Origin of the sequence: Bacillus sp. FSL K6-2869 (assembly GCF_040869405.1) — a bacterium.
In the GTDB taxonomy this organism is placed as follows: Bacteria; Bacillota; Bacilli; order Bacillales; family Bacillaceae; genus Bacillus; species Bacillus altitudinis.
The window spans coordinates 1179007-1199599 of the sequence record NZ_CP152035.1 but is presented as its reverse complement, the minus strand read 5'-3'; the positions used below and the strand labels follow the sequence as shown (position 1 = coordinate 1199599).

Genomic DNA, 20593 nt, shown 5'->3' with positions numbered 1-20593 from the left:
AGCGAGTAAAATTATGAGCTGGATCCTTCTTCACGTTTTCCCCCTAACTTCATAGATAACTGAACACCAATCATCAGCATCACGATGGCGAGCATTGCGAAAATAGCAGCTTGAAAATGTCCGCTGATATCGAAAATCAAACCGATTAAAAATGGACCAAATCCTCCCATGATGTACCCGCCCATCTGTGACATCGCTGACCATGTACCGGCTTCTTCTGGCGTACGCGTTTCAATAATAGGCAACATAAGCGCCAAAGGAAATAATCCACCTGCTCCAATCCCTAGAAAAATAACAGCTGGCAGGATCGGCATTGGCAGTAGAAGGAATATGAGGCCAATCAGCTCTGACAAACTGCATAAGATCAGAAATAATTTCGGCTTTCCTAGACGATTGACGATGTTTGGAACGAGTAATGCCACCGGAATCTGAATGAGTGTAAATATCGTAAGCAGCATGGCGGCATACTGCGGACTATTCCCAAAATCAAGCGCAATGGGTGAAATCCACGCTGTTAACGAATAGAACATGCTAGACATAAAGCCAAAGAACAAGGTGAATTGAATGGCTTTTTTGTTTCGCAGCGGTAATCTCAGCGGCACATCTGCATGATCCGCTTGTTGGTTTTGACGAGCTAGACCGAGCCATAAAATCAGTGCAATAACGCCTAAAACCGCCCAGCAGGATAACGCAAGTGGAAGGTTATGCTCACTGCGAAGGTAAATCGGAATGGTCAAGCCCGAAGCAAGTGCAGCTCCAACTGTCATCGATATAGAGTACACACTGACAATCCCAGGACTTTTCGGGAAATACTTTTTAATAAAACTAGACAACAATGGTCCGGCAAAACTAATTCCAACTCCTCCTGCAAAAGCAGTCGTAAGAAGGATGGTAACCGTTTGACTTGTACCACGCAGTCCAGTCGCAATTGTGATAAGAAAAATCGAGAAAAAAAGAGTTCTCTCTAATCCAAACCGGCGGCTTAGTTTCGTTGCTACAGGGGCAAACACTCCCATGCACAAGACCGGCAAAGTGGTTAAAAGACTTGCCGTGAGTGCACTAACGCCAAGGTCTGATTGAATCATGCTCATCATAGAAGCTACGGATGTAATGATTGGGCGCAAGTTTAAGGCAGCTAAAAATAAAGCAGCTAAATAAAATATTTTTTTTATCAATACTCTTCTTCCTCTCTCATCTTGTTGAGGTTACTATGAGTATAAATCCGCTTCATTCATTGATCAATACAATAATTCGTATTATGATGATAGGAAAATACTATCATTAATGAAAGGATGGCATATGGATACTCGTCACATTACCTATTTTATGGCTGTATTCGATCATTTACATTTCACAAAGGCTGCAGAGCAACTAGGTATATCACAGCCTACATTAAGCCAACAGATTCAGCTGCTTGAAGCTGAAGTTGGGATGCCGCTTTTTGACCGAATCGGTAAAAAAGTAGTTGCAACTGAAGCTGGTACGCTTCTTTATCAATATGGCATGAAAATGCTTCAGGCTGAACGAGATGCCAAAAATGCTATGAAAGAACTGTTATCTGAACAGCGGGGCACTGTTCGGCTTGCCGTCCTCCCCTCTGATCTTGACTTTCAGCTTGTTCCGCTTTTTGTAGAATTTAAAACGCTGTATCCAGAGATCAACCTAAAGGCTTTTTCGACCATCTTTGTTCGTGACGAGGTGCTCTCACATAAAGTCGATATCGGAATTGGGCTGCGCGGGCCTGCGGATAAACGCCTGATTCAAATTCCACTTGGCGATGAGCCCTACGAATTGTTTGTTCATTCAGACAGTGAACTGGCAAAAAGGCGTGAAGTGACGCTAAAAGAGCTGACAAAACATGCACTGGTCATGTATCCAAAAGGCTATCTAGGAAGAGATTTGGTCGATGACGTATGTAAAGAACACGGTTTTGAATTGGACACGGTCATGGATGTTGGGTCTGCCACTTCATTATTGCAGCTGGTTGAAGCCGGTATCGGCGCCACCATCCAGCCAAGAGGGCTGTTAAAGCAACATTCAGCATGGCCTAATATTGTCTCTATCCCTATTTCTGCTCCTGCTCCTGTTCGGCATCTTGAATTAACGTATTATGCCGATCGATTTGTGACCAAAGCGCAAAAACAGCTATCTGAATGGCTAATAGACTTTTTTAAATCAAGAACAAACTAAAAAGTGAGGGTAACACATGAAGAATGCAAACAGCATATTTACAAGAACAAACCGGGTTGTGATTCGTCAGTTTGATCAGCAGGATATTGAAGCATTTTATCAATACCGATCAAATCCCTCTATTGCCACATTTCAATCCTGGGAAAACTACACGCACGAAGACGCTGAATCATTTGTACAACACCAAATGACGCAACAACCTAATCAACCAGGGACGTGGTTTCAATATGCGATTGCCTTATCTGAATCCAATCAGCTGATAGGAGATTGCGCCATTCATACACTCGGCAGCGAGCCTAGAATCGTTGAAATAGGATTTACACTCGCGCCTGAATTTCAAGGAAAGGGCTATATTCATGAAGCCTTGAATTCAATGATCGAATATATTTTCACTACACTGAACAAGCATAAAATCATTGCCTTTACAGATGTACGAAACGAAAAATCTATTCGAGTGCTGGAACGTTTAGACATGAGACGCGAAGGACATTTGCTACAAAATTATATGTCAAAAGGACATTGGGTCGATGAGTATCAATATGCGATTCTTCAATCCGAGTGGGCCGCGAAGCGTCATTAATCATTTATTTCCTATTCAAAATCCCTAAATAAGCGCTCCACGGTCCTACATCGGTTCGATATCGTTCCGCCATGACCCGAACAATTTGGGAAATATGGGTGAAATCATGGACAACCCACGCAGAAAGTAATTCGCGCACTTGCACGACGCCGAATTCTGGATGGACGCCCTTTTTCTCTAGATCAAGACTTGAATGTGTCATACGCTGAATGTATGCCACATTCTCCATCCGCACATGATGAAGCTCCGCTAGTGCTTGTTCTATCTGTCTTTCAGTTTGATTCAAATGGGAGTAGCGGTCAAATGCAGGAAATGGGGTATTCTCTCCATCAGCAAGAATGACATTTAATCGGGGAATCCAGTTGAATTTCTCTGCTTCAATCAAATGTTCAATGACTTCAACGGGATTCCACGTTCCCTCCCCTTCACGACTGTGCAGCCAATCCTTCGATAAACCTGACAAAAGACTTTCTAATGTACGAGGAGTTCGACTCAACATATCTAAAGCTTCATTCAAATTGAAATTCATATGGCTGCTCCTTTATCAATTTTTCTTTATTCTAATGTTTTTTAATTAGATTGCAACTCATACCGCAAAACAGATAAAGAAGAAAATAAAAGGCGCTTTTGATCAACTTTCTATATACAAATAGAACTTTTCTATAACACTCACCATCCTTTCTTTTTTTATAATAGAAAAAAATGAAATGTGGTGATAGTGATGTCTACAACGATTGGGATTATGGGTGGTATGGGCCCTTTAGCGACGATTGATCTGATGAAAAAAATTATCTCTCATACACCAGCTATTAAAGATCAGGATCATCTCCATGTGATTGCTGATAATTATCCGCAAATCCCTGATAGAACCAATGCCATATTTGGGAAAGGCGAAGATCCTACAGAATATATGATTGCATCAGCTAAAAGATTAGAACGCGCAGGAGCGGACTTTATTCTGATTGCATGCAATACCGCTCACTTCTTTTTAGAAAACGTACAACAATCCATTCATATCCCTATCATGAATATGCCATTAGAAACCGCAAAGCACCTGAACAAACATCACTATACGTCTGTGGGCTTACTATGTACTGATGGCACATTAAAAACCCAGCTCTATCAAAAGGCTTGTGCCCATCACAAGATTGATGTCATGACTCCTAGTGAAAATCTTCAGAAAAACGTGATGAATGGGATTTATGCCGTGAAAGCAGGGAAATTGAGTAAAGGCGAAAGTGAACTGGTGTTAGCTGCAGAAATTTTAATCAATCAAGGAGCAGAAGCCATCATTGCCGGCTGTACAGAAATTCCTTTAGTTCTAAGGTCAACCAAAGCTGTGAAAGTGATTGACCCTACTGTCATTTTGGCGAAAGAAGCTGTAAAATTAGTGTATGAGCTTGAAAAGCTAAACATTTAAAGAACGTCATATAAGGGGATAACATGAATATTGAGAATATAGAAGCGTTTATTTATGTATGCCAGCTAGGCAGTATCAATAAAGCTGCAGAAGCACTGTATTTAACCCAGCCTTCTGTATCGGCACGTATTCAATCGTTAGAAAAAGAATTAGATCTGAAATTATTTGATAGACAGAGAAATAAATTATCTCTGACGGAAAAAGGTGAACAGTTTTACCCTCATGCCAAAAAGATTCTCCATTCTTATCAAGAAGCAAAGCATAGTCTTAAACAAACGATGATCCCTTATGAATTGACGATTGGATGCGCATCCTCTATTTCCAATAATCTATTGCCTAACATATTGCCCGCCCTAAAAGAAAAATACGAAAACCTGAAAGTGAAAATTGTAACAGGACATTCAAAGGATGTTGTCCAAAAAGTGATTAACAACCAAGTAGACTTTGGCATTGTCAGGACTGAAACACATCCTCAAATTGAATCAATCCCGATTTTCAGCGATCCAATCGGGCTGTTCGTCCCAACTCATCACCCTCTTGCCAGCCATGACAACATCAATATGAATGAACTAGAAGAACAACCTTTTATTTTCTTTGACTATGGGTCATTTGATTGGTTGATGCTCCACCGATTATTTCAAAAAAACAACATCACACCGAACATTTCCATTGAGGTTGATCATATGGAAACTGCAAAAAATTTGGTGATGCAAGGAATGGGACTATCGTTTCTTCCTCATCATTGTGTTAGAAATGAAGTAAAACAAGGAACATTAAAACAAATTTCAATCGATCCATCCATCGATTTCAACATCAATATCGAGTTCATTTATAAAAAAGGAAAATCCAAATCCGTTTTCATTGATCAGCTCAAACAGTTTTTTCATGAATTAGATTAAAAAAAGCCCTTTTTGGGGCTTTTTTGGATTCGTTCTGATTGATCAGCTTTCGTTTGCCAACATGTATTCGGCAGATTCATGCATATCTTTCAATCCTGATCTCTGTGCGTACTCGGCCACAGTGATCGCACTTGTCGTCAGAAGTTCTATTATATGTTCATCCATTCCTGACCAAGTTCTCCCGCCTGCTTTTTCATACGCATGGATAAGTTTCGTTAATCCTTCTTTCCCAAAGAGAAGTTGATGCGACAAAAAGTCGGCAGATACATCACCAATCCCCACTTCAGACCAATCAATCACACCGGTAACACATTGATTTTCATCAATCAGAATGTGGCCAGGATGCAAATCTCCATGCTTCACTCCCACAAAAGGCGGCCATAAAGAATCTTTAGCTAGCCATTCTTGCCAACGCTCCCATAAACCGCTGTTAATGGTGTATTGCGATTTGACACGTTCCATTCGCTGTTTCATTGATCCTCTTAATTCATGTGCACCGATCATCTCCACACCGATCGTTTTAAAAGGCTGTTGATCTAAAGAATGTACATTCGCTAAAACTCTTCCTAATGATTCATAATAAGCTTGCGGTACATTCGTTTGGTCAAAACTCCACACATAAGATTGCTGTTCCACATCAATACTAGCTGCCGGTACCCCCTCTAATTGTTTATAAGCAATCAGATTTTCTGTAAAGATAGACCACTTAGGAACCTGAAAGTGAACCTGATTACTAATGTAATCTAATGTCTTTTTTTCTTGTAAGGTATGTTTCATTGATTCAGGCCTGCGAGGCATTCTTAATATCCATTGATCACCATGTAAATCTTCGACGTGAGCGACACGGAAATCCACACCTGATTCATTTATTTTGATGGTATTCTCTAAAATCTCTAATCCGTGATGTTTGACTAACTGCTTTAATTCCAGTCTGTTCATATCCATTCCTCCAATTGCTCATTTAGTCATGATCAATAGGCACCAAGAATATCATCACAAAACCCACAAACAGGCTACTTTATGTGGTCAGAGTAAACAAAGCTAGACATATGCCTTTCTTTGCATCATAAAAAACATACAAAAAAAAGACAGATCGATTAGCTGCCTCTTTTCTAGTGAAATTGCATACTTTCCCGCTGAAGATCATTAAAAATGTGCAGACTACCCCGTTTACTCCGTTTGATGAAAACAGAGCCTTTGAACATATGAAATTACTGATTGTTCAAAGTTTTCTGGCGTAATCTTCCTGAATGCATCATCTTTAACCATCCTCCTCTTTATCATATAAATTTACTATACTTTATTTAAATATGGCTTTCAATAAGATGACAAAAAGAAGGATTTAAAATCATCAAACATCCTTTAAATTACATAAAATGAAATAATTTCATTTTTCTGTGTTATGATATGGCTATTGATTCTTCTGTCTAATATAATTTATTAAACTCAAAAACCCGATGTACTATGAATTTTGAGTGTATGAGAGACAATGAGAACAAATCAAATGTAGCTAAGTCATTTTTAAAAGGAGAATGGATATGACTCATTTAGAATTCGCATTCGGCTTGCTTCCAGTAAGTATTTTGATCGCTTCATTAATCGTCACATTGTTTGTACAAAAGGTTTATTTCATGCCAGTTGTGAGCTTTATCATTTTGCTCATTCTGACATTTACACTTTTTAATGTCTCTTTCTTTGGCTGGGCTGTTATTTACACTTTGGGCTCATTCATTGCTTCATATATAGCATTATTCATTATGAAAATTTTAAATAAAAAGAGATCATAAACTACATTCGAAAAGCCCTAGAAAGGGCTTTTCATCTTTCACTATCGTTCTTTCACTGGATGAATGTCCCCTCCCAAAAAGGCGATATTCGGATCTCCACTATTTTCTAGAAATTCAGCCATTTCTTGCAGCTCTTGATTGATACGGTCATTCCTTGGCATATCTGGGTTTAACAGAAGGTTGGAGTGAATAGCAGTAGCTGTTTCATACAAGACATGTTGATCTTTTATCTGTTTGATGCAATGTTTCATGCGCATGAAAAACCATGCGATCTCTTCAATGTCTTCCATCGGATAATGCGCTATTTTGAAGAGATTCTGCTGACGAAGGTCTCCTCTCTCAAAAATGTGTTCAAGCTCTTCTTTACTGATATATAAATCCGAAGCTTCCTCCTCAATCTCTATTACTTCAACCATGGCGTCGTCAGCTGTATATAACCGCTCAACAAATTCATCGAAACTATCTGCCAGCTTAAAATCTACTTCCAGCTCTAAATCGAAATAGTGAATAGGAGGATGTTCTTTCGTTTCTCGGTAATCCATGGCGATCCATGTATCTTCTTCCCCGCTGATGAAAATAAGTCCCTCGGGCAGCTCCAATTCATCACTTAACTGACCGCTATTCATAATTCCATCATCTTTGGCGATTCCTCTTAGATGGTCGAATTGAACATGATCCTCTGCCCATGAATTCGGCCGTTCGGTTGGAAAAGCATTACGAACTGTAAAACCACCATTCCATTCTAAAATGAGTTTTTTGTATGTATCAGGTAAAGTGACACCAAGCGTTCCCTCTGCTTCACGAATTTGTTCCTCATCTATCTTTTCTAACGTAAAAGGACTCTCATCATCTTTCTCCCAGAATGATTTCAAAGTGGATGCCTCCTCGTATCTATCTGAGATAAGTATAACATTGACCAACTGTTCATTTACTCATTCTACTTCATAAAAAAACAGACTCTTAAAGTCTGTTTTAATCTTGTCTATACGTTTTCAGAGGTTGTATTTCGATCAATCATAGTCGTGTTTCGATATGATTTTTGTTCCTCCATTGTTGTATTCCGAATTGATTTCGTTTCAATGATTTTTAAAGTTTCTGCTGTTGAAACACTTAACAATACAATGGATAAAATGATTAGTAATTTTTTAATAATCATACAGACACTCTCCTTTTTGAATATCATTTTGAGCCTTAAGAGCCTTTCTGTAATATTCGGCAGCTTTTTCAAAGTCCCCTTTTTTTTCATAAAATAACCCGACACTTTGAGCAAATGCTTCCACATAGACATGTAGTTTCTTTTCTTCAAAAATATCAAACACTTCTTTCAAAGCTTGTTCATTAGTATCCATATAAATAGCTTTTAATGCTTTAAATAACAAGACACTTAGCGAATCATTTACCTTTGAGGAATATATAAGTCCATCTTCAACGAGCAGATCCGCTTCATCAGTTTGATTAGACTTGTACAGCGACCAACACAAACTAAATAGAGTGATTGGCTTTATGTCACTTTTTTCCGAAGAAATGACATCTAACACTTCTTTATAATGCTTTATTGCCTCTGTATACTTTGATTGCCTATCATATGTATTACCAATATTTAATAATGTTTTTGCTACTAAACGTTGATCGTTTGCGCCCACAGCAATTGAATAAGCAGTCTTTAAATGTTGCAACGATTTTTCATATCTCATGAAATCATCATAATTTCCTGCAATGACAATTAGACTTTGAATTTGGCGAACTTTATACTGCTCATGTTCTTTATAAATATCTAGTGCCTTTATGATGTGATGCATAGACACATGCGTTTGCTTCATAATATAGTAGGCCTCAGCCACCTTGAAGTGAAACTCCGCTTGCTCAATATCATCGACAACCAGTGCAAGCTGCCTTTCAGCGATCTTGTAATATTGAATAGCCTGTACATATTCTTTCTTACTAAATTCATGCATTCCTCTAAAAAAAGCATTGTAATATTGCAACATACCGGAAAGTTGATGATTAGAATTCTCAATTTTATCAACCAATTCAGAAACAGAAGGCGATCGTTTTTCTGAAGGTTTAATATAATCGAGCATAAGCTGATGGCGAAAACACATCAATTGATAATAAATGAGCAGATCTTGATCCTCTTCCATTCGTTCAATTTCTCGTTCGACCTCAGCTTTCAAAATCTCTGCATCAGGTACACTGAATTGCCGAATCATTTTATACCATTCATTGATTTTCACACCTACATGTGAAGAAAGAACTTTCTCCATCCCTTATCCCCCTTCCACTGAACTCCCTTATATGACATTTATTATCACATACAAGAATTTACAAAGCACCGAAAAGAAACCGCAAAAAGAACAAATATAGCCTTAGTAAACCTTTGGAACATTTTTATTCTCATCACAAAACAAAAAGGCAGACTCATTTCAGTCTGCCTTCATCTTCTAGATTTTCATGAGAACACCTTTTGTCTTCAGGTAATTTGCATTGAATCATTTAACCACTCTTCACAATGTTCAATAAGCCACCTCAAATATTCCACATATTGACCGACATGATAGCCATCACAAACAGCATGATGGACTTGAATCGCGACTGGCAAGGTGATTTTTTCTTCTTTCATCTTAAATTGACCTAACGTAAATATTGGTAGTAAATAAGTTATATCTGTAGATACATTAAGGTTAAAAGAAGTAAAATCAATCCACGGCAGACTTGAAATATTGAACATGTTTTCTGGCATATGAGGTTTCGGAAATAGGTTATTACTTTTGCTGTAAGTGTCCATGTCCGCTACACAGCTTTTATAAAACCGAGCAAAGTTTTCGTCATAAGGCGTCCAGATACTTGAAAATGTCTTTGTTTCTTTATTTAAAATCGTATAACTAGGATGGAGAATCTCCCAGTAACCAAGTGCATCGTTCACTTGATCCATCCGAAACTCAGGAATTTGCTGCACAGCTCTTGCTAACAAATAAATTTGCACAGGATATACTTTCAGCCTTTTTTCTTTTAATATTGCATACAATTTTGTGATGTCTAGATCGATCACCAGACTATATGAGCATCGGGTTACCGTCATATAATGATGAAAGTGCTCTTTTCTCGGATAATTTTCATCTATTTGTTTAAACATTTTTTATCTCCTCCTGAATGTAATTGCTTGTATTCAGGAGGAAGCTTTATCTGTTTTTACCACCACTATCATCCTTTCAAAAGATATATCATGTTTCTGTCTATTCAAAGACTACCATGAGCTTTGCCTACGTTAAAGCCTGCAGCAACTCTTCGTAAGTCATCTTGCCCAACGTGAATTTTTCTAGTGCTATATATGTTTTCTCCGCTGAGGTATTCATCCTATTATGAAATTCATTCACTAACTCATGTTCATTTGGTAATGGTTCATGTATATGTTCTTTTTTTCGACATGCTTCATAGTATCTTATCCCAAATATTCTCTGGGACATCGCATTGATGTGAATTCCGTCCGGATTAGGTATAAGGCCTTTCGCAGTAACATAATAACAATTTTCATGATGATTTGCATATTTTTGTAGTACCTCATTGATCAGTTGATATTCCACACATCCTGCGCCAAATGCTGTCTTTCCTAAGAAATCGCCCAAACCACCTATCACAAGCGGAATGTTAGGTACAGATAATTCAGTTCTTAGCTCATGAAATAATCTTCGTATTTTTTCATCGTATTCTTTGTATTTTCCATCTTGGCTGTCACTTTCTCCTTGATGCCATAATATCCCGGCCAATTCGCTATCTTCCTTTGCAAATGTAGCTTCATTTATTGCATGACGAAATAATGCCCCATCTCGTGACCACTCATCAATGGAACTGCCACCTTCGGCACATGGGATAAGACCAATCTTCTCTCTCTCATGCTCTTTACACCAAGCCTCCGCAAAAGAAGCCGCTAGTCCTACGCCAGCTACCGGTCTATCAAAATGGATGGGCTCAGTCATCATTTGCCATCTACCGTTTCGCAACATCATGATTCTTTCATTATAAATTGGCGGCACTTCATGCTTAAAGCCTCGCCCCGCCATATTTGATTGTCCAATTAGTAAAAATGACTTCATACCTTTCCCCCCTCCACTAAATATTTTATCAAAAATGTATTTGCCTGAACGTTATCAGTTTACCCTTGCTCTGTGATTTCTTGAATTTCAACACTCTCTTGAAATTCCCTTAAAAACTATTACTTCTTTCTCGATTCATAAACATAGTTCAAATCAAAAGCAATCTCTTTTAATATATCAATGGAAATGTGAATGGCTGCTCCTAGATGTTTGTCCTTCCTATAAACTATTCCTACACTTCTAATCAGATTAGCGTTCTTTATAGGAATAATCTTTAATTGAGGTTCGTTTAAGTATTCAAGATAAGGAGTCGGTAAGACCGTTATCCCTATGCCATCTACCACCATATTAATTAATGACTGCATAGTTGTTACTTCAAAAATAGGATTGGGTAGAAAACCAATTTCTTTACAACTCTTGTTGATAAACTGTCTGATGTAAAATTGCTCAGGAAACAAAATTGAAGCAGTTTCTTCTAATACTTCTAACCCCAACTTTTCACTTTGTGCCAGGGGGTGTTTAACAGGTACTGCAAAAGCCATATCTTCCGTGTATAAAGAGATTGTTTCAAATTCATCCTCTTTCATTGGTAAAAACACAATCCCTAAGTCCACCCTATTTTCTATTAAGTGTTTTTGAATATCCCCAGTACGGAGACCTAGTACAGAAATTTTCACAGCTGGATATTGCTGATGAAATTTAAATAATGCCGGTGGAATAAGGTAGTTCTCTACTGTTAGCAATGTCCCAATTGAGATTGATCCTCTTTGAAGCCCATTTAATTCATTAATCGATATTTTTGCTTGTTCAATTTCGTGAAAAATATTGCGAGTATATTTTAATAGGAGTTTTCCTGATTCAGTAAGAGTCGTTTTCTTACCAATACGATCAAACAAAGGTGTTCCAATTTCATGCTCTAAAAGTTTGATTTGCTGGCTCAAAGATGGTTGAGATATTCCAACCTTTTCTGCAGCTTTTGTAAAATGTAGTTCTTGACACATTGCATAAAAATACTCTAATTGTTTTAATTCCATTCTTCGACTCCTAATTAGAAATTTTCACAAGAACCAACTATATGATTTTTTTAATATTAACATCTAATATACATTATTATACAAATAAAACCATAGGTACAAACTATAGTTATTATATAAATAATTGAATTGTTCTATAAAAATAAGTGTCTTAGACTATTACATGAAGGCTAGACTTACATGCACAAATAATTCCTTCAAACCATGTAAAGGAGGTCAGTCGATATAACGAGAACAAGTAACATTTTTTATACCTGATAAAAATTTTAATGTTGGAGGTTAAAAAATTGAAGAATTTAAATGTAGCGATTCCAACCCCCTTTCATGAAGATGAAAGTCTGTACTTGGATGGATTTAAACCAATCGTTGAATATTTAGCTGAAAATGGTATTGATTCACTACTCGTATCTGCAACTACAGGTGAACAAAACTCAATGAGTATTGAAGAAAGGATACAAATTATTGATTTTTTTAATCAGCAAGACTTTAAACATGTTGAACTAATGTTTGGTGTATCAGCTACAACGACAAAAAATGCAATAAAGTTGATTGAAAGTCTCGAGGATTCAGTTTTCGACTCGATTCTCATTCAATTTCCTCCTTATATCCGACCAACTCAGGAACAAGCGATATCTTATATGAATGAATTGTTAGAGCAAACCACAAAACATGTTGTTCTTTATAATAATCCTTTGCGCACGGGGTTTGAATTGAGCGCTGACTCATTTCACACTCTTGTGAATCAAAAACACTCTCATTTGGTTGGGATGAAAGAAGAGAGTGATGTTAGGCGCCTGAAAAATACAACTTTACCAGATGACTTTATCATGTTCGCTGGAGGGGACGTAAACCTCATTGAAAAAATATTAAACGGATGTAACGGGCTTTCTAGTATGGTAGGAAATGTTTATCCAAAAGAGATTCAAACATTTTTTAGTGACTTAGTTGCAAATAAGCCTGTGAATCTTCAAAAAATAAATCAACTAATCGATGAGGTGACACGTGGACACGCGATTGTAAATATTAAAAACCATTACAATGCTTTAGGCATAAAGGTAGGTAGTTGTCGTTCTCCAATTCGATAAATATTATTTCATTGCAAGCAGGTTCAAATCCTTTCATCCAGCTTGTCCCAATTCGTCACAAAAGATTTGGAGGAGTCTATAGCTGCCATGAGTATTCCGCAAACAGAGCAAAAGAAAAAATCGAGTATGCAGACAAATAAAAAGATATTAACTGTTGTTGGTGTTATTCTAATTGCAGCAAATCTTAGGGCCCCAATTACATCAGTCGGTCCAGTATTGTCTTCCATTCGTGATGATCTTGGTATCTCTAACACATTAGCTGGTACAATTCCTACAGCCATTTTACTCACATTCGCATTGTTTTCTCCTTTTGCCCCCAAGATCACTCGCCGTTTCAGCATGGAATTCTTACTGTTTATGTCGATAACATTATTATTAGTTGGAATTGGAATACGTTCTTTTGGGAGAGTGGACACGTTATTTATAGGAACCATTATCATCGGTTCTTCAATCGCGATTTGTAATGTTTTATTACCTAGCTTCATTAAACATCATTTTGCAACCAAATTAGGTTTGATGACAGGCCTATATGCTGTTTCTATGAATTTATTTGGCGCTATTGGTTCAGGGATTAGCGCCCCCATTTCTTCATCATTAGGTTTCGGATGGTCAGGTTCCCTGGGCTGCTGGGGAATCTTAACTCTTCTTACCATGATATTTTGGGTACCAAAACTAAGGAACAACCAAGAATCTTTGGATTTTTTTCGAAAAGAGAATAAGAAAAGACCTATCAGTCTTTGGCGTTCTAAGCTAGCGTGGAATGTTACATTGTTTATGGGGACTCAGTCCTTCGTATTTTTCACGGTCATTTCATGGATACCTGAAATTCTTGAAACTAAAGGGTTAAATGCTAATGAAGGTGGATGGATGCTGTCATTGATGCAACTTTCAATGCTTCCTGTTACTTTTATTGTACCTATTTTAGCTGGACGTTTTAGCAAACAACAGATATTAGTATGGATTTCATTTCTCTTGCTTGTTGTTGGTTTAATGGGCATTTTATTTGGCGTGTCATTCCTTATACCTCTGTGGATGATAATGATTGGGATTGGCATTGGAATGGCCTTTAGCTTAGCCATGATGTTTTTTAGTTTACGCACCAAAGATACACAAGAAGCAGCAGAATTATCTGGTATGGCACAGTCTTTAGGCTATCTATTAGCAGCGATAGGACCTATTTTATTCGGCTGGTTACATGACATTACTTATCATTGGACTGTTCCTCTGTTCATGCTCATCTTCATTTCAGTCATTATTTTAATTACTGGTGTGAATTCTGGTAAGAACGTATATGTTACTTCTGCTAAATAAATGGTAACATTCATTAAGAATTTTTATGACACATGCATCGTAAAGGTTTTTGAGTTAGTAACTTCTTCCCCAATTCGTCCCTTTTCAAAAAAATAAAACAAATATCTGTTGTCAAAAAACCCTTGCTAAGCAAGGTTTTTTTGATGATTCCGGCTAAACTCGATCCAGCAACCTCTCCCCTGTCAAGGACCGTTCAACCCCTATAACAAATAACCTATTTACTTCATTTTTTACAAATGATAACATCCATTAGAGATGGAAACCAATATGCATACATATTCATTATGATAAAAACTTTCAAAAGGTTTAATATTATCCACTGTTGCAGGAATTTCTTTTTTTATTCACACCTTCTGCAGATCACTCTTGAACACTATACAGGCGCTCTTAAAGTGAATGGAAGTGAAAATGCAGCATGGTGGGTTGCTAGAACCATCATGTTGTTCGTTTTTTAAAATGAACTAAAACACAATGCTGAAACAATAAGGAGGTGCTTGGTTAGTGACACAGGAAAATAAGGCATCAAAAGGTTTGTTTATTACTTTACCCGCCTCTCTTATCGCTATTGTATTGATTTTAGGAAAAATTGATACACCTGTAACAAACATTTTATTTTATGTAGTAGCTTTTGGTGTAATTGGTTTAACTGTTTCAAGCTTAATAAAAGACTACAAAAAAAGAAAGATTGATGACTCTTCGAAGGTGTAGCTATGAAAAACAGGATAATGAGCCCTTCAATAGCAGAGATAAGGTTACCAAAATACGGTTTTATGATCTTAATCACACTATGAAACTATTGTATTGTTAAATGGCTCATCTGTCGTATCTTAAATTGACCACACTGAAAAATACAGTGTGGTTTTTTATTTCACTAATGTTTTTTTGTTTTAGAAACACAAAAGCCACTCTCGACTATCTCAAGAATGGCTCTGTATCAACATCTTTTCATATGATTCCGACTGGGTTCGAACTAGCGATCTCTCCCCGTCAATGTGAATGACCTTATCCGAAGCTACCAGATGTTCTCTTAAAAAGACTGATTTAATAAGATTCTATGATGAGCCTTTCTGATAAAAAATGTGCATTTCTGAAGAAAACTGAAAGGGTTCGTCCCCAATCCGTCCCCATAAAAAAAACAGACCCTGCATGGTCTGTTTTAATTTTGCCTATACGTTTTGAGATGTGTTTCTAATACCTTTTGATAAGCAGCCGTAGTTTCTTCAAATCGACCTTGTTTCTCATACTCATCTGCATATACTATATAGCATGCTTCAGCATAAGCGAAACACTGTTTCTGCTCTAAATACTGAAAGACCTCGGGCAACTGCTTCTCATTTATATTAATAAAATAAATCGCTTTATACCATTTTAACAAGTAGAAATATCTCATCCTTATTTTAATATTGGCTTACGTTAAACTTGTGAAAAAAACATATTCATGTATAATACAATTAATGTATCATACATGAATTTTAGGAGGGTGACCTTTTTGAAAAGAGAAGATGCCTTAAAACTAAGATCAGATATTAAGAAAATGATTATAATAACTGGGGTTTTTGAATCTCAAAATTTGCCCAATGGACCATTTGAAAAACCTCTACCAACTTCTCAAATGATGGCGTTAGAGGAAATAGAGATGGAAAAATTAACTGTTTGGCAACTATCCAATAAACTTAGATTAGAGACTTCAACTGTAAGTAGATTGGTAGATAAGTTAGTAAAAAAGGGACTTGTTTATCGTGAAGTAAATGAAAAAAACAGAAGAGAACTTTTTCTGCACCTCACAGAAAAAGGCCACATTACTGTTAATCGCTTAAGAGAACAATCCCTTACATTTTATCAACGTATCCTCAATAATTTATCAGAATCAGAACAAAAAATAGTTGTGGATGGTTTTGAATTATTTATTGATTCTATTTCTAAGTCTTTTGATTAGAGTGAGGTAAATCATACCCTTTGGAGGATAAAATGAGTTTGGATTTTGAACGTCCTATTATTGAATTAAAAGAGAAATTTGATGAATTAAAGAAAATGATGGAAGAACATAATGTAGATTTATCATCAGAAATCCATGTATTAGAAAAACGTTTAAATAAAATGCAAGATGAAATTTATTCTAATATTACACCTTTTCAGCGAGTTCAAATTGCAAGGCTACGTAACCGGCCCACGACATTGGACTATATACCTTTATTGTTTACAAACTTTCTAGAACTTCATGGTGATCGATTATATGGTGATGATCAAGCAATGATAGGTGGTATTGCAAAATTTAAAGGGATGCCCGTTACGGTTATTGGTCATCAAAGAGGGAGAAGTACAAAGGAAAATATAGAAAGAAATTTTGGAATGTCACATCCAGAAGGATATAGAAAAGCGCTAAGACTGATGAAACAAGCTGATAAATTTAATCGCCCTATTATTACATTTATTGATACAATTGGCGCCTATCCAGGCAAAGGGTCTGAAGAACGTGGAATTTCTGAAGCGATAGCTCGAAATCTATTGGAAATGGCTACACTTAAAGTGCCAATTGTTTGTATTGTAATTGGAGAGGCATCAAGTGGTGGAGCTCTTGGTATTAGTGTCGGTAACCATATCCATATGTTAGAGTATTCATGGTACTCGGTCATTTCGCCAGAAGGAGCAGCATCTATCCTATGGAAGGATGCTAAGTATGCTCCAGAAGCTGCTGAACATATGAAAATTTCAGCAAAAGATTTAAAGCATTTAGGAATTATTGATGAAATCATTCCTGAAATTAAGGGTGGAGCACAAAATGATATAAAATCACAAGCAAAATTGATTGAATCTGCAATCGAATCATCTCTTAAAAAATTGATACGATTATCCTCGGAAGAGCTTATACAACAGCGATATGAAAAGTATAGACAAATAGAGAATTATAAATGAAAATACTTAAAACCGTATTACATTTCTGAGGATTCTTACTAAAAAGTTCTAAATATTTTGTAAGTAACCTCTTAAACTGGATATGCTGTTACTATTAAAAGTGTGTGATCTGTATGGAAAAGGGATTTTTTGATTCTAAAAATACTGAGAAACAATCTAATGGATAAAATTCGTTCCCAATTCGTCCCCAATCAAAAGAAACAGAACAAACATTTGTTACCGACAATCAAAAAACCCTTGCTAGGCAAGGGTTTCAACGATGATTCCGACTGGGCTCAAACCAGCGACCTCTATCCTGTCAAGGTAGATATATGGCATACTGTGAGTATCACCAATATCCTCTGGTGTTCCTTAGTATTTTTTAAAAACCGAAAAAAATGTTACCTTTTTATACACCTGTTTTAAGCTTTATCACCATTAATATATTTCACTAACATAGCTGCTGCGTACATAAAGAATGCAGCGATTAAACCATTCACCATACTTCCAAAAACTACAATCAAAATCTGTCCTGCGTAATCTGTCCATGTCTTATCTGGAAATACAGCAATGTTCCATATACATATGAGCATATAGAATCCAGTCGCAATGATAAAAGTCCAAACAATTAATTTTGATTTGAGCATTTATTGACAATCCCCCATAATCCATTTTCTTCTATGATAACATGAGTTAATAATTAATCTTCAATCAATTCATCGTGATCCATATTCTTAGCTTCATCTAACTCACGTTCTAATCGCTTCTTATCTTGTTATCCTTTCAAAACGTATATGAGCAATATACAGAGTTGGTTTCTTCATAAGTCGAAAAGCTTTCTACTTTCAAATATCCTTCAAAGCCCAAAGCAGCTTTAACTATATTTTTACTCTTAAACAACATATCTCTTTGAATATCATTATCTTTCATGTTTGAAATATCGTCTATAAACATTGTGTGTAATTCAAATCTATTATTCTCATATTCAAATCTAAGAACCTTCACTTTTAATCCTCCTAATTAATTTTCCTTAATTATACAGGGAATTTAGATTGAATGGAAAGAATATCATAGTTTTAAACGACTGAACGCAAATATGCGTTTTGACATAAGCTGATGTCATTTTAAATGACGGTAGGTATTTATGAGATCCCCACTGTAGGTTAAAACTACTCCCTTTGTAATACTGCACGACTGTGTCAAGTGTCCCGAACAGTTTCTCAACCCTCAAGTTTGAGTTTTGATACTTGTGGCTTGTCCTGCATCTTCAGAAACGATACACCCATCCTTCGTACAGCACTTAATGGCAGCTTTCGCCTTTCAGATACATGTGCAAATAGTGAAGCACAGTGGTATCCTATCCTCATTTATCGCATCGGCTGAGTCACTACCCTTTTAAGTTTAAAGTGTTAGCACATTCCACGACAGTCTTATCCTTAAAAATGGCATCACTAAAGACAACACCTTGATCTAGGAGTATAGACTAATTCTATTTAGTTAGGTGAGGTAAACTTTACTTGCCTTGTAAAATGCACGACCTATTGAATATAAACTAAATTAAGTTAGAATGGGCTGGTATCACGGGCGCGTACCAACCAATCAGATTAGATAGTGCGCCAACACTTTTCTAATCAGCTAGAAATGACGATCATGAGCAGTAGGAATAACCCTAATGTGCTCATGATTGTTACAAATAGTAACTCATCTATTAACCTTACATCTAAAAAGAAATTGAATACAATATTATTGAATTCATTGATGATGTAAAGAATGAATTCAATCAAATAAATAAAAAATTAGATAAATTAGATAGACAATAGCCACTCACATTGATGTGTAGATGGTTTTTTCATGCGTAAATATGCCCTTTTCAAGATGCAAGAAATTAGTAACACATCGAATTAAACAAAGACAAACAGCATGTGATTTAAAGCCCATTTATTCTAATTTATGTAAAATCAATTCTCTTCTGTGATATCCTCACTATTGAAAAATGATTAGAAAGGAAGTATTCCAATGAAAAAGTTTTTTGTTAAGATGTTGCTAGTTCTCATATCAGCAGCAGTTTTCATTCCCTCAACAGCTACATATGCAGCAGAAAAGATCGAACAGAAAGAAGATTTGGCAGTAACTTTCAATCCTACTGAGCTACAAAAACAACTTGCTTTAAGAGATGTACCATTAGAAAAACAAGAAGCCTTGCTTCAAGCATTTAAAGCTATTGAGAATGCTAACAATGATCCACTTGCTACTACAAATGGCCCTAAGGGTGCGGCTATTAAAGCAGCAATCAAAGTAATTAAAGGCTTAGTGAATAACGACTGGGCAAAATGGGTTTTACAGCAACGTTTTGGAAAGGAAGCTGTAAATGGTACTGTCAAAAATGCAAACAAGATCATTAAAGAATTAGAAAAAATTATTGATACTCCAAAAAATGCAGCTGGTAGGGCTCGAAAGGTTGTTTCTGCAGAGCTTAAAAAACATATAGACTCAGGTGTAGCTGATACAATCGGACTTGTTGTTGAATACATCGTTCTCACTGCTGATTTACTCATACTTTAGATAAAAGGATGGTGACTATATATGTCACAAAATCAATTCATTCAGTTCCAAAAAGCCAATGGTTTAGACGATGAAGACGTTCAATTCCTCATCACTCTCTCAGGAGCATTTTGCACCTGTGAAGAAGAAAACAAAAAGGCATATGATATAACAAGGACAGCGTTCATTAGACACTTTGGTGAAGAATTAAACCTTTCAGATATTGAAGGAAATACTAGAGAAGAATATGAAGAGATCATAAATCAATTTCTAAGCAAGAAGGATAAAAAAATCAATGTGGACGAGCTTTTACAATCTTTTTATGATGCAGATATGATGGATGGATTAAAAAAGAAATTCAATTGACGGCCTTCTCTTGAAGGTCTTTTTTAATTACCATCATTTACATATAATATAGACCCCCTCCTCCATTCTCCTTATTATTAATTTAATAAATTCAATTATAGGAGTTATATTGTGGCCAAAACTAATAGAGGAAATTGGAAAGAAATTTTTGAACATGCCAAGAAGAATATGACAGAGACATTAACATTCCCAGGAAAACCCTACTCCATAGCAATATTCCCCCAAGTTTATGGAACACTGACAGAAGAAGAATTCTATCAAGAATTAGCAAACATAATTATAAAAGAAGCACTTATGGAATCTAAATATAATGAGGGTGATGAATATGAGCGAACAGCAAAAAAACAAGCCAAAGAAGAGAAAAGAAGCAATCGCGAACTATAGAATCACTACACAG

General features: G+C 36.4%; 24 protein-coding genes. 13 read left to right on the top strand and 11 right to left on the bottom strand.

Annotated features, from left to right (window positions below):
• Positions 1-11: 11 nt before the first annotated feature.
• The gene (locus MHI58_RS06025) at positions 12-1172 is read right to left on the bottom strand and encodes an MFS transporter (RefSeq protein ID WP_327861973.1); all 1161 of its coding nucleotides are present in this window, start codon (positions 1170-1172) and stop codon (positions 12-14) included.
• A 112-nt stretch (positions 1173-1284) separates the two neighbouring features.
• On the opposite strand from MHI58_RS06025, the gene MHI58_RS06020 reads away from it, so the two are divergent.
• Positions 1285-2190: a LysR family transcriptional regulator gene (locus MHI58_RS06020; protein ID WP_019743043.1), complete on the top strand. Its 906-nt coding sequence runs from the start codon at positions 1285-1287 to the stop codon at positions 2188-2190.
• 16 nt (positions 2191-2206) lie between these two features.
• The gene (locus tag MHI58_RS06015; RefSeq protein ID WP_035700391.1) at positions 2207-2770 is read left to right on the top strand and encodes a GNAT family N-acetyltransferase; all 564 of its coding nucleotides are present in this window, start codon (positions 2207-2209) and stop codon (positions 2768-2770) included.
• Positions 2771-2774: 4 nt separating this feature from the next.
• Here MHI58_RS06015 and MHI58_RS06010 read toward each other — a convergent pair whose 3' ends face one another.
• The gene (locus MHI58_RS06010) at positions 2775-3299 is read right to left on the bottom strand and encodes a DinB family protein (RefSeq protein ID WP_159159565.1); all 525 of its coding nucleotides are present in this window, start codon (positions 3297-3299) and stop codon (positions 2775-2777) included.
• A gap of 192 nt (positions 3300-3491) precedes the next feature.
• On the opposite strand from MHI58_RS06010, the gene MHI58_RS06005 reads away from it, so the two are divergent.
• Complete coding sequence (locus tag MHI58_RS06005; protein WP_159159564.1) at positions 3492-4190, top strand: aspartate/glutamate racemase family protein; 699 nt, start codon at positions 3492-3494, stop codon at positions 4188-4190.
• 23 nt (positions 4191-4213) lie between these two features.
• Positions 4214-5089, top strand: coding sequence for a LysR family transcriptional regulator (locus MHI58_RS06000; protein WP_163116662.1), 876 nt, complete (start codon positions 4214-4216; stop codon positions 5087-5089).
• A gap of 42 nt (positions 5090-5131) precedes the next feature.
• Here MHI58_RS06000 and MHI58_RS05995 read toward each other — a convergent pair whose 3' ends face one another.
• Complete coding sequence (locus tag MHI58_RS05995; RefSeq protein ID WP_368004396.1) at positions 5132-6028, bottom strand: macrolide 2'-phosphotransferase; 897 nt, start codon at positions 6026-6028, stop codon at positions 5132-5134.
• A gap of 599 nt (positions 6029-6627) precedes the next feature.
• Between MHI58_RS05995 and MHI58_RS05990 the strand changes: the two genes are divergently transcribed.
• The gene (locus tag MHI58_RS05990; protein WP_368004395.1) at positions 6628-6876 is read left to right on the top strand and encodes a DUF2651 family protein; all 249 of its coding nucleotides are present in this window, start codon (positions 6628-6630) and stop codon (positions 6874-6876) included.
• Between the two features lie 41 nt (positions 6877-6917).
• On the opposite strand, the gene MHI58_RS05985 is transcribed toward MHI58_RS05990, so the two are convergent.
• From MHI58_RS05985 to MHI58_RS05960, 6 genes are all read right to left on the bottom strand, one after another.
• Positions 6918-7748 carry an SMI1/KNR4 family protein gene (locus MHI58_RS05985; RefSeq protein ID WP_368004394.1) on the bottom strand — a complete coding sequence of 277 codons (831 nt, stop codon included), beginning with the start codon at positions 7746-7748 and terminating at the stop codon, positions 6918-6920.
• Positions 7749-7858: 110 nt separating this feature from the next.
• Positions 7859-8032: a hypothetical protein gene (locus MHI58_RS05980; RefSeq protein ID WP_024720159.1), complete on the bottom strand. Its 174-nt coding sequence runs from the start codon at positions 8030-8032 to the stop codon at positions 7859-7861.
• Positions 8022-9140, bottom strand: coding sequence for a tetratricopeptide repeat protein (locus tag MHI58_RS05975; protein WP_368004393.1), 1119 nt, complete (start codon positions 9138-9140; stop codon positions 8022-8024). The genes MHI58_RS05980 and MHI58_RS05975 overlap by 11 nt, the downstream gene beginning before the upstream one ends.
• 206 nt (positions 9141-9346) lie before the next feature.
• A complete protein-coding gene (gene catA, locus MHI58_RS05970) occupies positions 9347-10009 on the bottom strand; it encodes a type A chloramphenicol O-acetyltransferase (RefSeq protein WP_251210815.1) in 663 nt (220 codons plus the stop codon).
• A gap of 127 nt (positions 10010-10136) precedes the next feature.
• Complete coding sequence (locus MHI58_RS05965; RefSeq protein WP_039168820.1) at positions 10137-10967, bottom strand: sialate O-acetylesterase; 831 nt, start codon at positions 10965-10967, stop codon at positions 10137-10139.
• Positions 10968-11086: 119 nt separating this feature from the next.
• Entirely contained in the window at positions 11087-12001 is a 915-nt protein-coding gene (locus tag MHI58_RS05960) for a LysR family transcriptional regulator (RefSeq protein WP_368004392.1), read from the bottom strand.
• Positions 12002-12288: 287 nt separating this feature from the next.
• On the opposite strand from MHI58_RS05960, the gene MHI58_RS05955 reads away from it, so the two are divergent.
• From MHI58_RS05955 to MHI58_RS05935, 5 genes are all read left to right on the top strand, one after another.
• Positions 12289-13086 (top strand): dihydrodipicolinate synthase family protein, encoded by a 798-nt coding sequence (locus MHI58_RS05955; RefSeq protein ID WP_039168825.1) that lies wholly within the window; start codon positions 12289-12291, stop codon positions 13084-13086.
• Between the two features lie 87 nt (positions 13087-13173).
• Positions 13174-14397 carry an MFS transporter gene (locus MHI58_RS05950; RefSeq protein WP_039168826.1) on the top strand — a complete coding sequence of 408 codons (1224 nt, stop codon included), beginning with the start codon at positions 13174-13176 and terminating at the stop codon, positions 14395-14397.
• Between the two features lie 501 nt (positions 14398-14898).
• Positions 14899-15105, top strand: a complete 207-nt coding sequence (locus MHI58_RS05945) for a hypothetical protein (RefSeq protein ID WP_039168828.1) — start codon at positions 14899-14901, stop codon at positions 15103-15105.
• 781 nt (positions 15106-15886) lie between these two features.
• Positions 15887-16333, top strand: a complete 447-nt coding sequence (locus MHI58_RS05940; protein ID WP_008348375.1) for a MarR family winged helix-turn-helix transcriptional regulator — start codon at positions 15887-15889, stop codon at positions 16331-16333.
• Between the two features lie 32 nt (positions 16334-16365).
• Complete coding sequence (locus MHI58_RS05935) at positions 16366-17310, top strand: acetyl-CoA carboxylase carboxyltransferase subunit alpha (RefSeq protein ID WP_113766965.1); 945 nt, start codon at positions 16366-16368, stop codon at positions 17308-17310.
• Between the two features lie 401 nt (positions 17311-17711).
• Here the strand turns inward: MHI58_RS05935 and MHI58_RS05930 are convergent, their stop codons facing one another.
• Both MHI58_RS05930 and MHI58_RS05925 read right to left on the bottom strand, forming a co-directional pair.
• Complete coding sequence (locus MHI58_RS05930) at positions 17712-17936, bottom strand: hypothetical protein (protein WP_113766963.1); 225 nt, start codon at positions 17934-17936, stop codon at positions 17712-17714.
• A 136-nt stretch (positions 17937-18072) separates the two neighbouring features.
• A complete protein-coding gene (locus MHI58_RS05925) occupies positions 18073-18294 on the bottom strand; it encodes a hypothetical protein (protein WP_056704928.1) in 222 nt (73 codons plus the stop codon).
• A 1011-nt stretch (positions 18295-19305) separates the two neighbouring features.
• On the opposite strand from MHI58_RS05925, the gene MHI58_RS05920 reads away from it, so the two are divergent.
• The 3 genes from MHI58_RS05920 to MHI58_RS05910 all read left to right on the top strand — a co-directional run bounded on the left by MHI58_RS05920 (position 19306) and on the right by MHI58_RS05910 (position 20580).
• Positions 19306-19851 (top strand): hypothetical protein, encoded by a 546-nt coding sequence (locus tag MHI58_RS05920; RefSeq protein ID WP_113766962.1) that lies wholly within the window; start codon positions 19306-19308, stop codon positions 19849-19851.
• Positions 19852-19872: 21 nt separating this feature from the next.
• Entirely contained in the window at positions 19873-20196 is a 324-nt protein-coding gene (locus MHI58_RS05915; RefSeq protein WP_024720145.1) for a hypothetical protein, read from the top strand.
• Between the two features lie 111 nt (positions 20197-20307).
• Positions 20308-20580, top strand: a complete 273-nt coding sequence (locus MHI58_RS05910; RefSeq protein WP_024720144.1) for a hypothetical protein — start codon at positions 20308-20310, stop codon at positions 20578-20580.
• Positions 20581-20593 lie beyond the last annotated feature (13 nt).